This is a genomic window from candidate division WOR-3 bacterium (assembly GCA_016867815.1).
GTDB lineage: Bacteria > Hydrothermota > Tepidihabitantia > Tepidihabitantales > Tepidihabitantaceae > UBA2258.
On record VGIR01000068.1, the window covers coordinates 1 to 16,070 of the forward strand.

A 16,070-nucleotide genomic window follows, 5' to 3' on the forward strand; every position below is an offset into this window, starting at 1 on the left:
CGAGCAGTTGGATACGCTCCGGCGGGCGCTGGGAATGGCCGAACCGAAGACGGAGTCCAGCCTTCAGACTACCGGTCAAAAGCTGTCAGCCTGAGATGGATTCTACAGGAGAATTCGGACTTGACCGTCACGGTCCGGGTCCCAGCCGCGCTCACGGTCGTGTCGGTCCCAGCCATGGTGCCGGCCGCGCTCCCAGCCGAAGTGCCAGCCCCAGCCGTACTGCGGCCGGCCTCTGTGCCCGGGCGGCAGGTATCCATAGTCGTGGCGGGGCGCGCACCGTTCGTACCCGTGATGATGGCTGTGCCCGAGCCAGCACAGCATCGCGCTCCAGAACCGCGCCCGGTGGGCTCGTTGCCTGGCGCGCCGCGGATGCGCGTAGGTCGTACTTGAGAGCAGCAGCAGTATGGCTGCTGCGGCTATGATGCTTCGCTTCATGGCTATCTCCTTTTTGACGGTGACCATACGACCCTATCTACCCCGGGCGGGCGGTTTCCATTCCCGCGGGACCGAAGTGGGGAAAGCCCCTCGAAGCGCGAGAACGCGCGGTACAGTCCCAGTTTTGCCCGAGCTATGCCGGGAGAATGATGGCCGAGGTGGAGTATTCCGGCACCATCTGGAAGCCACGGGTAAGCCGGACGCCAATCCGCTGGGGCCGGAGCAGGGCGAATACCTTCTTCTGTTCCGAGAGGTCCGGCCAGACCGGGTAGCCCGGGCTGTAGCGAACCGTCTTGCTCCAACCGGGCAACTTGGGCAACCGGCGCTGGCCATACTCGGCGAGCGCCTCGGTCATTTCGGCACTCAGCCCGTGGAGCAGGAACTGATCGTGTATCCTGCCCGTCGCGGCCAGGCGGCGCCCCGCCGCTGCGACCGCTGCCCCGATCGTCACGACCTGCAGGGCCATGTTGAAACGCTCCTCGCCGTGCTTCCTCCGGAGACGAAGGGCAAAGGCGGGCGCGAACGACAGGCGCGTCAACTCCTCGCCCGTCCTGGGGTGGGTGACGACGAGACCGTTCCCTTCCACCCTGGCCTCGAACAGCCCGTAGACGGCCGCGGCGTGCCACAGCCTGTCTCGGCAGCTGGTTGCGAGCAGATCCTCCAGCGTCCTTTCCGCCTCGCGCCGGGCGGTCCTGGTTGGCCTGGGGCCGAACATGCGCCAGCGCTTCCGAAACAGCGCCTCCTGGTCCAGGAACCGCAGGAAGCGGCTGGTGTCGGATCGCACCATCTTCGTCAGCGAGCGCGCATAGCCGGCGGAAATGGCCGGGTGGTTGCGCCCCTCTTCGGGTCTCTGCCTGCGGACGGGTTGACCGGCCTTCACTGCCCGGACGCGGGCCGGTGCGGCCCCAGCCCGGCCCACCTCGGCCTTCCCCAGCTCCTGCATGATGTCCAGTCCTGCCAGCGCGTCCTTGGCGTAATGGACCCCGCCGCGGTAGGCGGGCGTGAGTTCCTTCTCCACGTAGCTCGCGGTGAGCGCCGCCCCGCCGCAGATGACCGGGATTGTCAATCCGGCCTCGGCAAAGGCCTCCACGTACTCCTTCATCGCCCGCGCCGACTCAACAAGCAACCCGGAAAGGCCGATGGCATCGGGCCGGTGCTCTCGCGCCGCCGCAATGATGTCCTCCGGCGTCTGCCGCACGCCGAGATTCACGACGTGAAACCCGTTGCTCGACACAATCATATCAACCAGGTTCTTGCCGATGTCGTGGATATCGCCGCGCACAGTTGCCAGCAGCAGGGTGCCGCGCCGCTCGTCACCGCCTGCCGGCAGGTGCGGCCTCAGCACCGCGAAAGCGGCGCGCATCGCCTCCGCCGACCTGAGCACAAACGGGAGTTGCATCCGTCCGGACTCGAACCTGCGACCCACCTCGGTCATGGCCGGAAGCAGTTCCTCGGTGATGATCTTCGTCGCGGGCCGGGTCTTGACCAGTTCCAGGACCGCCGCGGCGATTCCGGTTCGGTCTCCGGCGAGCACGTGCTCTCTTGCTGTGAGCGATCGACCCTGGACGATGGACAAGGGACGATGGACGACGGACGGCTCCTGCACGAGAACGAGAAGTGCTTCCAGCGGCGTGTCGGTGCCGCGGCTGCGGTTGTATATCAGGTCCTCACATCGCCTGACTGTCTCGGGGTCGAGCGCCGAGAGCGGCTCGATTCTGCCGGCGTGGAGAATGGCGGCGTCGAGCCCATGCTCTACCGCGTGGTGGAGGAAGACCGTGTTGAGCGCGCGGCGCGCCTGCGGCACAAGACCGTGAGAGATGTTGCTGACGCCAAGCAGCGTGAAGCTGTCCGGGAACCGGCGCTTCGCCTGTCGGACAGCCTTCAGGGTTTCGGCTCCGGCGCTGCGCAGCGACTCGTCGCCGCTGGCCAGGCTGAACGTGAGGAAGTCGAAGAACACGTCCTGCGGGGCCAGCCTGCCGCGCCGCACTACCAGGTCGTAGAGCCGCTCGGCCACCTCGAGCTTCCGCTCGCAGGTCATCGCCATTCCCTTGCGGTCGATCGTCATCAAAACCAGCGCCGCTCCCATCCTGCGGCAGAGCTTTATCGTCTTCTCGGCCCGGTCCGGGTCTTCCAAGTTGACCGAGTTGACGATGCACCGTCCGGCCAGCCGGACGAGCGCCGTTTCTACCGCGTCGTAGCGCGTCGAATCGACCATAACCGCCAGGTCAACGGCTGCGTTCAGGCGAGCCGCAAGCTGCTTCATGTCCGCGACCTCGTCCTGGCCCGCGGCCGCAACTGAAAGGTCCATCACCTGCGCGCCCTCGCTCTTCTGTTCCTGTGCCACTTCGACCATGCCTTCGAAGTCACGGGCCAGCAGCCGCTCGCGGAAACGTTTGCTGCCGCTCGCGTTCGTGCGCTCGCCAATGAAGAGTGGCCGTGGCTCCACCCTCAACTCCTGCCCGCTGAAGAGCGAAGATACCCGCGGCACCGGCTTGGCCGGCCGCAGCGGCTTGATGCCTTCGAGCGCGTTTCTCAGCATGCGGACGTGCTCGGCCGTGGTACCGCAGCAGCCGCCCGCGATGGCAAGGCCCGGACCGGTCGCGAGTCTCCTCATCCGGCGGGCGAATTCATCGGGCGAAAGGTCGTATACCAGGCGTCCGGCCTCGAGTCGGGGCAGGCCCGCGTTGGGCATGACCGACACCAGCTTTGAAGAGTGTCCGGCGAGATAGCGTACCGCCGCGGTCATGCCTTCCGGGCCGAGCCCGCAATTGAGCCCGATTGCGGCGATGGGGTAGGGCTCGATCGCGGCCAGCACCGTCCCGATGTCAGAGCCGGTGAGGGTCCGGCCATGCTCATTCAGAGTCACCTGGGCGAGGATCGGAACCGCGAGACCTGTGGAGTCCAACGCGTCAAGCACGGCCGCGAGCACTGCCTTGAGCTGCAGCAGGTCCTGGCAGGTCTCGAGTATCAGGCAGTCCACGCCACCGGCGAGCAGGCCGTCAACCTGGGGCCGGAAGCTGGCGACCAGATCAGCAAAGCTGATGTGCCCGAGACTCGGCAGCTTCGAGCCCGGCCCGACTGACGCGGCCACGAAACGCGGCTTTGCCGGCGTCGCATACTCGCGCACGGCTCGCCGAGCGATCTCAGCGGCGGCACGATTGAGTTCGAAGCACCTCTCCCCCAGACCGTGCTCGGCCAGCGTGTGCCGGGCCCCGCCGAAGCTATCGGTCTCGATGACATCGGCACCCGCAGCCAGGAACTGCTCGTGTGCCTGGCGTACGATATCCGGCCGGGTCTCGACCAGCAGTTCGTTGCATGCACCCGCTGGTGCTCCCAACGCCTGCAGCGCTGTGCCAAGCCCTCCATCGAAAATGACGATGCGCTTGCGGCAGAGCGCAAGGAAGCGCTGAGCGCTGAGTGCTGAATGATGAGTGGCGGACACAGGGGCGCGCGAAGTGCTGAGCGCTGAGTGATGAGTGGCGGACACAGGGGAACGCGAAGCGCGAAGTGCTGAGCGCTGAGTTCCGGACCGGCCCGCTTTGCGCTCCTCACTCATCGCTCATCGCTTTCCGTTCACGCTCCGCGTTCATCGCCCTGCACTCATCACTTCTCACTCATCGTTCATCGCTTCGTGTTTTCTCGCGCCTTCACCGTCCTTACGCTGGCGATGATCATCGCGGTGAGTTCGTCCGCCTCCTGAACAAGTGGCGCCAGCACGGCAGTCGGCACAAGCCGTTCGGCTTCGAGCAGCTCGAGCCAGTACCGGCTCTCTTCCAGTTCCTGTAGCGCGCCTTCCAGCTTGCTCACAAACTCGGCGTGAGATCGACTCCGACTTCCTTCGCGATAGTGCGCGCCGACCGAGGTCCCGGAGCGCAGTAGCTGCTTGCCCAGAACCTGGGCGACCGTTGACTTCGGCAGCGCTGCGTAGAGCCGTATTGTCCGGAGCGCGAATTCCCGTGTCCGCTCCTTCAGCCTCTTCCCGCCCTTGTCCGCGTTCCGTTCCTCACTCATCGCGCTCTCTGCTCCTCCATGCTCACTCCTCACTTATCGCTGTGCACCCACCACTCCGCGCATCGCTTTCCGCTCATCACTCCTTGCTCATCGCTATGCACTCATCACTCATCGCTTTCCGCTTCTCTCTCCCCGCTCCTCACTCATCGCTCTGCACTCATCACTCATCGCTTTCCGTTCATCGCTCCGCGTTCATCGCTCATCGCTCATCGTTCAGCGCTCTCAGCACCTCGGCTGTTGCTCGTCCCTTGCCCATGGTGTAGAAGTGCAGTCCCGGCACGTCCTGCTTGAGCAGGTCGCGGCAGAGCCTGGTCGCGAACTCGACGCCGGCACGGGCAGCGTCGGCCGGTGTGGCCGCGCGGGTTATGCGGCCGACCAGTTCCTCGGGCAGGTCAACGTGGAACTCGCGCGGTATCGTAACGAGCTGCCTCGCGTTGGTGACCGGCTTGATGCCGGGAATGATCGGCACCTTGATGCCGATGGCGCGGGCCCGGTCCACGAACTCACGGAAGGGGCGCGCCGCAAAGACCATCTGGGAGATGATGTAATCGGCTCCGGCGTCCACTTTCGCTTTCAGGTGTCGCAGGTCGTCGGCGAGGTTCGGCGCCTCGTAGTGCTTCTCCGGGTAGCCGGCAACGCCGATGCAGAAATCGGTCGGCACGGCATTGTCCAATTCCTCCAGGTAGTGTCCGCGGTTCATCGCGGCTATCTGGGCAGTCAGCTCTGACGCGAACCGGTGGCCGGCCGGCTCGGGCACGAACTCCTTCTGTCCCGGCGCCGGGTCGCCGCGCAGGACGAACAGGTTGGCGAACCCGAGATACTGAAGGTCGATCAGCGCGTCCTCGGTCTCGTACCGGTCAAACCCGCCGCAGATTATGTGCGGCACGGTCTCGATCTTGTACCGGTTGTAGATGGCGGCGCAGATGCCGACCGTACCCGGATTCTTGCGCCGCGGTATCTTCCGGGTCAGGCCCGCACCGACATCCTCGTAGACGATCCGCTGCTGGTGATAGGTGACGGTGATGAACGTCGGCTTGAACGGCAGCAACTGGTCGACCGAGCCGAACAGCTCGGAGATCGACCGCCCCTTTTCGGGCGGGGTAATCTCGATTGAGACCAGCGGCTGCTTCCGCCGTGCGATGAGCTCGGTAATGTGCAACGCTACTCCTTGGGCGGAAACAAAACGCCGCCCTGCGCATCAGGCGGCTCGCCGGCTCGAAGGTCTCTTTTGCCTCTTTGGCCGCATCGGGCAGTTCATCGCTCCGCGCTCAGCGTTTATCGCTCATCACTCAGCGCTTCCTATCTCTGCCCGGGCACCGTAGCACCTTCAAGCTCGGTTGCCGTGCCGGCAGCCAGACCAGAGGCCGCCGGCCGCTCCTGATGCGTAGGGAGTATAGCGATTGACGGCTTCGGGCGCAAGCTCAGGCACGGAGGAAAGCGCCGTCCGGCGGCTGGCTTCCGCGCGGCAGAAGCACAGGAGGCGGGCATTGCCCGCCTCCTGCATAGCTCTGCGGTTTGACTACTCGGTTACTACCAGCTTGGCGACCTGGCTCGACACCCTGTCCGCCAGGCGGACGAAGTAGGTCCCGGCCTTGACGCCGGCAAGACTCCAAGTGACCTGCCCGGCGCCGGTCAGGTGGCTTCCCACCTCCGCGACCAGCCGGCCGTTCACGTCGAACGCGGCCAGCCGCGCGCTCCGCCCCGGGGGAACGGAGTAGGCGATGCCCGCGCTGCGGAACGCCGGGCTGCGCACTGCGAGCTTCGCGCCCGCAAACTGCGGTGCGGATTTGGGTTCGGCCACTGCCGCCTGGAAGGGCTCGCACAGGAAGTCGTCGATGTACCAGCCCTCGGCGGTGCCGCTGTAGCCGGAAAGGAAACGCAGCCGCGTCCTTATGGTCTGCCCCGACCTGTCGGGGAGGGGATTGACCCTCTCCTCCCAGGAGCCGCTCGCCCCGTTGTAGTAGTCCTGCAGGTCCCAGAACTTCGAGCCGTTGTTCACTTCCAGCGCGCAGTAGTCGCCGGTGGCGACTTCGGTCCACTGCCCGAACCGGAGCTGGGCCGCGCTACCGGAGGTGAAGTACGGCGTCAGCAGCCGGGCGTCGTTCTGGTTCGTGTACTTGAAGCTGCCGTCGACCCCGCAGTACCAGCTGTTCGCCGGCGACTGGCTCCGGTTCCCGGTCTGGTACCAGTTGTCGGCCACGCCCGAGTGGGTCCAGCCGTTCTCGCCCGACTCCATGTCATCCGCGAACCCGTACCCGGTGGTGATGTGGAGCGGGAAACTGACGCTGGTCGAGTACCCGCCCGCTGCCGTGACCGCGAGGTCCATGGTCGCCAGGTGCTTGTCCGGGCAGGCGGCATCCACGTGGATCGAGAACGGCGTCGTCGCGTAGCCGTCCTGGGCGATGGCGATGCTGCCGAAGTCCGCGTTCGCCGTGGTCACGGTGACGTAGGGGTCGCTGGTGGACAGCGTGCCGCTCACCGTCGCCGCGTCGGCCGTGCCGAGGTTGCGCAGACCCAGGGTCAGGTTGGCGTCGCCGCCCGGTGCCGGGAACGCGCTCTGGTACCCGCGGTACTCGAGCGCCGGCGCCTGGTAGACGCCGATGTGCGCGCCCTGGTATACCTCCTTCGTGGAGTTGTTCTGTACGAACACGATCAGGTCGCAGTTCCGCGCCACCCAGGCCGCGTCAACTGTGTAGTTGCGGCTCTTGGAGAGCGAATCGCCGGCCGGGATCGTCACCGCCTCGCCCGCCGCGTCGGGCAGCATGTTCCGCTCGACATGGTGCAGGCTGTCGAGGTCCTTCCAGACGCAGTAGATGTGGCTCTCGCAGAGCGCCACCTGCAGCTGGCCGCTCACCTCGCTCGCGGTCGTGTTCTTCAGCTTGATGCCGAGGTCACCGGTCCTGGTCGCCGAATCGTACGTGCAGGTGAGCACGATCTCCAGCGGGCTCTCCACGGTCTTGCGCTGGTCGAAGTACGAGCGGTAGTCCAGGTACTTGTTACCTGTGGTCATGCCGCCGACCAGCGAGTAGTTTCCGTCCAGCTTCACGGTCGGCGTGCCGGATACGCTGTAGTAGTTGTCGCGGTCAGTGGCATGCTGGTTGGCATAGGGGTCACCGGAGTGATAGCTGATGGTCAGCACCGAATCGAAAGCCGCAAACTGCAGCTCCCACAGCCCACGGGCTGTGCCTGGGCAGTAGGGTCACCACGTACCGGTGAACTCTTCGTTCACCATCACGCGCTGGGTTCCCAGCAACATTGCCGGTACCAGCAGCGCCAGCAGGAACAGACTCTTCACGCTACCTCCTGGTCAGGAATGCTCCGCAGAAAGAGCGGTCGCAGCGCCCGAGACACCTCGGGGCCGCTTGCGCCCGGCAGAGATTCTAGTCCCTTCAACTCCCCGGTCAACCCGCGTCCGCCCTCCTCCTTCCTTACTGCTTACTCGTCACTCCTCATTCATCACTCATTACTCAGCACTCCTCTCTCATCACTCATCACTCCGCCCTCCTCTCCTCACTCATCACTCATCGCTTAGCGCTCATCACTCCTCTCTCCCTCCGCCCGTTGACCGGCATCCAGAAATCACTACAATCTCTGGGTATGGACGTGAACACCGTTCAGGGCAATGACCCGGCGGCGCTCTTGCTCATCGGCGCGGTCGTCGCGCTGATTGTCGTAGTCGGCGGCACTGCACTGCTGCGGCGGCGACGGAGCCTGCGACTCCGCCGGGCGTGGGTGGACAAACGGCTGGACGTCATCTCCCGCGACTTCGACCGGATAGCCGAATACGCAGGCGATCCCCGCAAGCCGGACGAGTGGGGGTCTTTCGACCTTGGCCTGAAAGCCACGGCCGCCTGTCGCTGGTCTGAGGCACGCGAGCACTTCGAGCAGGCCCAGACCGACGGCGCCGGCACCCGGCTCTCCCCACTCCTCAACCAGGTCGGTGTCTGCCTCTACATGCAGGGCCGCTTCGACGAAGCGCTGAAACAGTTTCAGGAATCTGACCGTTTGGCCGGCCCGCTTGCGGACAAGCGGGGGCGGGCCTCGGCCTTGAACAACATCGGCGTCATCCGTCACCACGGCGGAGAACTCGCCCTCGCGCTCAAGGATCTCACGGATGCGGGCGCTTTGGCCCGCGAAGCCGGGGACCAGTTTCTGGAGGGAATCTGCCTAGGGAACCTGGGGAACGTTCTGCGTAGCCGAAGGGACTACCTCGCCGCGCTGAAAGCCCACGATGAAGCACTGGGGCTGGCGCGCCAGGTCGGAGACAAAGCGGGGATGGCGACCGCCCAGGGCAACATCGCCACCGTCCTGCATGACAAAGGCGAAAGTGACAAAGCCCTCGACGGCTACGCGCGGGCACTGGAGACGGCCCGCAAAGTCGGCTACAAGCTGGGCACGATAGTCGCCCTCTGCAACGTCGGCTGCCTCTACCGTGAGCAGGGAGACCCCGACCGCTCGCTCAAAAGCCACGAGGCAGGACTTGCCTTATCCCACGAAATCGGCTATCGGCTGGGCGTGGTGACCGAACTGGGCAACATCGGCCTCATCCTGACCGGCAAGCATCAGCACGAACGGGCGGTGGCCTACCTAGCAGAGTCGCTCGCGTTCTTCACCGCAGCCGGAGTGGCCAACGGCCCCCGCCAGGCTCTCTACGGCCTGTCCCGGTGCGACGACGAACTGGGGAGAGAGCGAATGCAGGCACTGCTCAGGAATGCCGGCCAGCCGGAAGAAAGCGTCGCCGACGTGCTGGACCGCATTGACCAGATTCGCGCCCGACGGCCGCGCCAGGCCGACCGACGCCGTAACCCCTTCGCCCCGCCGCTGGCGCCGGCACTCGGCCCGGCCGGGGCCTGAAGCCGGGCCACCTTCTCCACGCCTGACCGCCACTCGAACTCCTGGCTCTCGGTGTCTTTGCGGCGAAGGTTCTGCCTGCAACCGCACATCTGCTCTCTGACTTCGGCTGACCAGCCTGTGAAGCAAGCCTCCGGGCAATCCGGAATGCAGCGGCCCGAGCCTTCTCGGGAGCATCGAGGACGGCAGGATGGGGAGCCAACCGGGCCGCAACGGGCGTGGCAGCCGGGCAAGTTGTGGAGCAAGTTCTTCGGTGAATGGCGCCCTAGCAAGCCCTCCGGATGACGGATGACGGTCCCTCGGAGACGAATCTCCGGACCACGACCTTGCCGGTCATTCATCCTATCAGGGGGGCTATCCCCCGAGCAGTCCCGGGGGCAGCCCGGGGCAGGAGGGGTGCCGCGGAAGGGAGCGGCGCTGGGTCTGTTAAGATACCCCGCTCATGTCGTCTTTTCGACAAGCGTGGCATCGCCGCCGCAGAAGCGAGCAGGGCAAGTTCGCAAGCAAATGAAGGGTCTGCTGACTCTCGCAGAGTAATCGTCGCGTAGATCCCTGCCTAGGCTCAGAATAACAAAGGGAGGCTTCTTCAGCAGTTACACGCCTCCCTTCTTTCCTCTCGATGTCAGACTGCGGCTTCACAGAGATGCTGTCACTCTGTCGCCGCAGGCGTCCCCTACGCACCCGTCGCGTCTACCCTGCCATCGGTGTAAACCGTTTGCTGAATAGGCTTTAGCTCTGCTCCGGCCTGTTGCCGAACCCTTTCTTCGGCACCTTGGTCTAATCCCGCGCCTGCAAGGTTAGAACAATACGGAGGATATCATGAAGAAGATTATCTCTCTGATTCTGCTCGTGGCAGTCTTCGGAGTTGCTTTTGCCGATGTTCCGCCGGCTCGGAGAGTAGTACCCCGGCCGGTGAACCAGCCACAGGAGTCGATCAGCCAGCCGGGCATTCTGGGTCCGTGGTTCCGGGTGATGCTGCGGTTTGTCAGCCCGTCCTACCAGTTGCTCATCCCCGAGTACAAGGCACCGTCGGAGCTCATCCCGGTTCCACCGGTCTGTGGCGTGGCCTGCTTCCGACTGCAGGTGCAGGGAATTGGCAAGTGAGGCGGTCCTACCGAGATGCTTGAAGGGCGCAGGTCTTGCGCCCTTCTTCTTTGCCGGGCCTCCCGAAGCGCCTCGCCGGCCATGTCTCAACCCGCCCATCAGTTCATCCCGCCCCGGCCGCGCTGCCTGCTGGTTTGACAACCACTCCCGCCAGTCCTAGAATCGGATGCGTACGAACCTGAACTGTTACAGTCGAGTACGGAGTGGGCAAGTGTTTCGCGATGCGTCGCAAGAAAGGAGCTAGCGTGGATCAGCCGACCAAAGCGCCTCGCAAGTCAAACACACGGATTTTCGTGTGGCTGGCGCTGATAGTGGTGGCCCTCGTCGTTCTGCTGTTCTTGACGTAGGGGTTGGCCACAGGCCGCCCCGACAACACCCGGCCCCCTGTTGCGTAGGGCGATGGTTGTGGTCGAGTGTCGCGAGTTGGGAGGTCTGCTTCGAGGCTTGAGTTTCGGCTCGGAATCGAGCATAATCATGCCGCTGTTCTCGGCCGGGTTCAGCCGGGTCCCAGTACCTGCCAGCCTGACCAGCGCCGGCCGGCGCACCAAGGAGTGTAGACCATGAGTGGACTGTCTCCGCCCACTGAAGCGCTAGCAGCCGAGCACCGGCTGACCGAGCGGATGTTAGCCGTGATGGAATGGCGGGTCGCCGAAATGGAGTCAGTCGGAACGGCTGACGTCGCCTTCATCGACGGCGCGGTCGAGTTCCTGCGTACCTATGCCGGCCGCTGTCACCACGGCAAGGAGGAAGACATCCTTTTCCGCGAGCTGGCGCGGAAGCCGCTTACAGCGGAGCACAGGCGACTGCTCGAAGAACTGACGGCCGAGCACGTCTTCTCACGCACGACCACCGCGCAGCTGGTCGAGGCGCGGACCCGTCACGCCGCCGGCCAGGCCAGCGCCCTGGCCGAAGTCATCTCCTGCCTCCACTTGTTCGTCGAGTTCTACCCGAAACACATCGCCAAGGAGGAACAGGAGTTCTTCCCCTCGGTATTGAACTACTTCACCGCCGCGGAGTTGAGCTGGTTGCGCGCCGAGCAGAATGAGTTTGACCGGAGGCTGGTCCATACGCTGTACGAAAAGGCGGTCGCGGCATGGGAACTGATGCCGAGCCAGGACAGCGATTCCGGTGCGGTTGCCGGGGGCGGCAGTCTGCCCGAACCGCCGATGGCCCTGCACTAGTGGCTCCTGACGCCCCGGCCCGGTTGACTGCTGCAGGAGCAGCGCTGTTGCGGTGAAGACGGCGGGCGTACTGCTTCTGACTGCCCTGACCGCTGTTGCCGTGGCCGGGGACCTGCTCGTGCGGATCGAGCCGGCGTCCGACGCGGACATCGAGTTAGCCGCGGCTTCTGGCGGAGCGTTTCTGCAGCGGTTCGACGGATGGTTCCTCGTCCGTGCCCGCCCGGACGATTTCCCGGCGTTGTCCGAACGGCTGAGTTGCCGGGCACTAGGTGCCGCGCTCGAGGGAAGGCGCTGTGTCTACGCACAAGTCGCGCCGGACTTCGACCGACAGCAACTGGCCGCGTGCGGTACCGTGCTGACCGAGGACCGCGAAGGCGTGCTGCTCCGCGTGACCGCGGAAGGCGTCAGGAAGCTGACCCGTATGCCGGTTGAGCTCTGCGGAGTCTCGACCGAGCCGGTTCGCGCCACTGGAACGCCGAGCGCCGAACGCCAAGCGCCGAACGCGATGGTGGTGTCCGACAGCCTGATCTGGCAGTTGATGGCACGGGCGAGCCAGGATTCGGCCGAGGCGGTTTTGCGCCGGCTGATCGCGTTCCGCACGCGCTATGCGCCTACCGACTCCTGTTGGGCTGCGGCGAACTGGTTCCGGCAGCAACTCGCAGCCTACGGTTGCGACTCGACGTATCTCGATACCTTCCACATGCCGCTCGACACCCAGACCGTGAACGTGGTCGGCGTGAAGCTGGGGCGGGTCAACCCCAACCTGATACACATCGTCTGCGGGCACATCGACAATACGTCGGAGACGCCGGAGACGTTCGCGCCCGGTTCCGACGACAACGCATCCGGTTGCGGGCTGGTGCTCGAGGCGGCCCGTATCTTCCAGGGAATCGAGTTCGACTACACGGTGCTGTTCGTCGGGTTCGGCGCGGAGGAGTTCGGGCTGGTCGGATCCGACACCATGGCGCGCGAATGCCGCGAGCGGGGTGACACCATCGTCCTGGTCATAAACCACGACATGAATTCGTACGGCACGGCCGGACGCGACAGCATCCGCGTCGTAGGCAAGCGGTCAAACCCGCCCTGCTCCACCTGGGTCGAGTACTACATGGCGATGGCCGACACGTTCACCGATCTGAAGTGCCACAGGGAGATTGTCGACGACCAGGCGAGCTCGGACCAGCACTCGTTCTGGAAGTACGGATATGCCGCCATCCGCGACCGCTACCTCGACCGCGACCCGGTGTATCACACGACCGGTGACACTATCGGCCCGTTCGAGTACTACATGTGCGGCACCAATAACGTCCCGATGTATACGGAGGCGATCAAGGCCACCGTCGCGACCGTAGCGCGCCTCGCCGGCGCGCGCGCAGATACGACCGGCGTTTCGGAGTCCCGGCCGGTGCCGCTAAGCGTTGACCTCCGCGTCTTGCCGAGCGTGGGTCGGGCACCGGTTCTCATCCGCCTCTCCCCTGCCGTTCGACCGGTTGCGGTCTACGACGCGATGGGCCGCTGCATCCGGACTCTTTCTGCTCCCCAATGCCACCCCATCCGTATACTCTCGGCGCCCCAATCTCCACTCCCTCATCCCTACTACCTGACCTGGGACGGACGCGACCTTGCCGGAAACAAAGCCGGCCCCGGTATCTACTACTTCCGGACTGCCGGCGCCTCGGCCAAGTTCGTCCTCGCCAGGTAGGCGGGAAGCGCCGCGACCCGGCCGGTTGACTTTCCCGGGTTGACGGGCTAGAATTTACCACCGAGGCAGGCGGCTTCCCCCCGCGGGATCCCGCAAACGTCCACGTGTGATGGACTGGAGCATCTTTGTGAGAAATCTGTTCGGCCTGTTCGTGCTCGTCAGCGGCGTCGTCCACGCTGCTCCGATCTTCCTTGCCCGCGTCGGCTTGGGCGCGAGCGAGGGGCTGACGGCGGTCGCGCCGCTGGCAGCGGTTGTGGCCGACCTCGGCGACTTCTGCCTGGTTCGGGCATCGGATGCGGAGCTCTCCTCCCTCGCCGCGCAGGGATTCGACGTTGCCGTACTGGACCGGGTGGGTGACGAGGACTACTACTTCGTGCAGGCCGCTGCGGATTTCGATCAGGACCTGCTGGCCGGCTGCTGCCGGGTGCTCGACCGCTATGCGCGCGGGTTCATCGTTGCGGCCACCGAGGAGGGCGTCCGGGAACTCAACCGGATGCCGGTCGAACTCGCCCGCGTCGCCCGGGAACCGGTTCTTCTCTCCGGGAGGTCAGCGCGGCTGCCGGCCCTGCCCGCGGTTGACGACAGCCTGGTCTGGCGGCTGGTCAATAGCGTGGACGCGGATACCGTGCTTGGAAACATCCGCCGCCTCCAGAACTTCCTTACCCGCTATTCGACAACCGAGTCTCTGCGCCAGGCCTGTTCGTGGATGCGTGCCAAGCTCACCACGTTCGGCTGTGACTCAGCCTGGCTGGACACCTGGAGTTCGCAGTACGCGCCGAACGTGGTCGGCGTGAAGACCGGGAAGACAACTCCCGGACTCATCTACATCATCGACGGCCACATCGACAACACCTCCGACCGTCAGCCGGACAGCTGTCCGGGTGCGGACGACAATGCGTCCGGCACCGCCGCGGTGATCGAGGCGGCGCGCGTTTTCGCCGACGTCGACTTCGCCTGTACGGTCTGGTTCATCGGGTTCTCCGGGGAAGAGCAGGGGCTGCTCGGGTCCGGGGACTTCGCGCAACGCTGCCGGGCGCGGGGCGATTCGGTATGCGGGGTGTTCAACTTCGACATGATTTCCTACGGCCGGCAGGACCTCGACTCCTTCCGGGTAATCGGCACACCTTCGAATCCGGACTGCTCCTGGCTGATCGACTTCTATATCGCGCAGGCCGACACGTTCTCTGCCCTGAAGCCCATCCGCATAATGGACGCCGGCGCCAGGTACTCGGACCACTCTTCGTTCTGGGACCAGGGCTACGTCGCCTTCTGCGGCATCGAGGACGACTTCACACCCGAGTACCATACGCTGGGCGACACCATCGGCCCGCTCTACTACGTGAACTGCGGCACCAACAACTGGCTGATGGCGACCGAGGCGATCAGGGCGGCGGTGGCGTCCATTGCGAAGCTGGCCGGTGCAAGCCCACGCACCGGCGTTGAAGAAGAGACGCCCTCCCGGCCTGTCCGCATTGCGCGGGTGATACCGACGGTGGGCCGCGCGCCGGTGGCGCTTCGGTTCACGCAAAAACCCCCGCGCGGCACGAGCGTCGAAATCTATAATGGGGACGGGAGATTGGTGGACGCCCTGCCCGTTTCCAACTCTGCGGCGGAGTGGCAGGGGTCCGCGGCCGGCGTCTATTTCCTGCGATTGACCGATGGCGGCGTATCCTCGGCTGCCAAGGTCGTTCTGACCGACTGATAGCGAGGTGTGACCCCCCAAGGCGCGGCCCTGACCGGGCCGCGCCGGTTTTCTACTCAGCTTGCGCATCTTCCATCCCTCGCTGCTGGTCGCGCGGATTCCGAGCTCGACATCCACGTCCGACTCAACCTGTTGCTGCTCGCGCAGATGGTCAGGGTCACACGACTGGGAGACTCGACCTTGGTGCTTGGCAGATGGCAACCGGAACCTCGCGCTGAAGGGGCGATTGTGTCTCGCGAAGTATTTCGCGTTGTTCGTCACGAAGTACCGGCCGAAGCTTCGCGCGCCGGGTGTTCACTTGCGTCAGCAGTCGCGTCTTTCGCTCCATCTCGACCTGAACCTCGACCTCAATCCTGACCTCTATCCGTCGCTGCACCGCGCGTTCCTCACGAAGTTCTGCCAGTAGTTGCTCAAGTTGTTGCTCTCGGCGATGCTCGGTTCGATGTTCCTTGCGTTGGCTTTTGAGTTCTACCTTTTGACTTTTGACTTCTCCCATGGGCTGATGCCACCCCCCAGGCGGCCTGTGGGCCGCCCACTCCCCGGCAGAATCGTGGTCCGAGAGCGGTACACCACTACATGTAGATGGCAATCAGGGCCTCTCCTTCTCCCTCTCCTCCCCGAGGAGAGGGTCGGGGTGAGGAGTCCAGCGAACTGGCGACTCCGCAGGGACAGGACTTACGCACGAGACCGGCTGCAGGTCAAAGCACTCGCACCAGAACTGCCGCGATCGCTCTGGCGCTCAGTGCCGAACTGAACCGCAGACTGAACGCGCGGCTCACGGCCGGACTCAACTCGCGGCTGAACGCGCAAGTCAAGCCGGAACTCGCTGCGCGACTCGCCGCCCGGCTGATTGCGGGACTGAGCACAGCCTTGAAGTCCTGACTGACGGTGGCGCTGAGTTCCTCAGTCTGGGCACGATTGGCCGCGTCGTTGAACCCTGAGCTCATTGCTCAACTAATGGGAGAGCTAAGTCCTTGAATGACGGCCACATTGATGGCGACATTGAGTGCGGCTTTGAACCCAGCGGTCACCCCCGGATTGACCCCCCTATTGCCGCTGCAAGCGCCGGGCGGCACATAGGGTA

General features: G+C 64.8%; 12 protein-coding genes. 6 read left to right on the forward strand and 6 right to left on the reverse strand.

What is annotated here, in order from left to right:
* Positions 1-102 precede the first annotated feature (102 nt).
* From FJY68_10320 to FJY68_10340, 5 genes are all read right to left on the reverse strand, one after another.
* Complete coding sequence (locus FJY68_10320) at positions 103-435, reverse strand: hypothetical protein (protein ID MBM3332222.1); 333 nt, start codon at positions 433-435, stop codon at positions 103-105.
* Positions 436-568: 133 nt separating this feature from the next.
* The gene (locus FJY68_10325) at positions 569-3,991 is read right to left on the reverse strand and encodes a methionine synthase (protein MBM3332223.1); all 3,423 of its coding nucleotides are present in this window, start codon (positions 3,989-3,991) and stop codon (positions 569-571) included.
* Between the two features lie 65 nt (positions 3,992-4,056).
* A complete protein-coding gene (locus tag FJY68_10330) occupies positions 4,057-4,446 on the reverse strand; it encodes a four helix bundle protein (protein ID MBM3332224.1) in 390 nt (129 codons plus the stop codon).
* Positions 4,447-4,645: 199 nt separating this feature from the next.
* On the reverse strand, positions 4,646-5,605 hold the full coding sequence (locus FJY68_10335; GenBank protein ID MBM3332225.1) for a methylenetetrahydrofolate reductase [NAD(P)H]: 960 nt from the start codon (positions 5,603-5,605) through the stop codon (positions 4,646-4,648).
* Positions 5,606-5,965: 360 nt separating this feature from the next.
* Positions 5,966-7,618 (reverse strand): Omp28-related outer membrane protein, encoded by a 1,653-nt coding sequence (locus FJY68_10340; protein MBM3332226.1) that lies wholly within the window; start codon positions 7,616-7,618, stop codon positions 5,966-5,968.
* A 425-nt stretch (positions 7,619-8,043) separates the two neighbouring features.
* Between FJY68_10340 and FJY68_10345 the strand changes: the two genes are divergently transcribed.
* The 6 genes from FJY68_10345 to FJY68_10370 all read left to right on the forward strand — a co-directional run bounded on the left by FJY68_10345 (position 8,044) and on the right by FJY68_10370 (position 15,392).
* Positions 8,044-9,300, forward strand: a complete 1,257-nt coding sequence (locus tag FJY68_10345) for a tetratricopeptide repeat protein (protein MBM3332227.1) — start codon at positions 8,044-8,046, stop codon at positions 9,298-9,300.
* An 816-nt stretch (positions 9,301-10,116) separates the two neighbouring features.
* Positions 10,117-10,401, forward strand: a complete 285-nt coding sequence (locus tag FJY68_10350; GenBank protein MBM3332228.1) for a hypothetical protein — start codon at positions 10,117-10,119, stop codon at positions 10,399-10,401.
* Between the two features lie 560 nt (positions 10,402-10,961).
* Complete coding sequence (locus FJY68_10355) at positions 10,962-11,582, forward strand: cation-binding protein (protein MBM3332229.1); 621 nt, start codon at positions 10,962-10,964, stop codon at positions 11,580-11,582.
* A gap of 52 nt (positions 11,583-11,634) precedes the next feature.
* Positions 11,635-13,284, forward strand: a complete 1,650-nt coding sequence (locus tag FJY68_10360; protein ID MBM3332230.1) for a M28 family peptidase — start codon at positions 11,635-11,637, stop codon at positions 13,282-13,284.
* 109 nt (positions 13,285-13,393) lie between these two features.
* Entirely contained in the window at positions 13,394-14,986 is a 1,593-nt protein-coding gene (locus FJY68_10365) for a M28 family peptidase (GenBank protein ID MBM3332231.1), read from the forward strand.
* 187 nt (positions 14,987-15,173) lie between these two features.
* Entirely contained in the window at positions 15,174-15,392 is a 219-nt protein-coding gene (locus FJY68_10370; protein MBM3332232.1) for a hypothetical protein, read from the forward strand.
* A gap of 292 nt (positions 15,393-15,684) precedes the next feature.
* Here FJY68_10370 and FJY68_10375 read toward each other — a convergent pair whose 3' ends face one another.
* The gene (locus FJY68_10375; protein MBM3332233.1) at positions 15,685-15,933 is read right to left on the reverse strand and encodes a hypothetical protein; all 249 of its coding nucleotides are present in this window, start codon (positions 15,931-15,933) and stop codon (positions 15,685-15,687) included.
* Between the last annotated feature and the right edge of the window lie 137 nt (positions 15,934-16,070).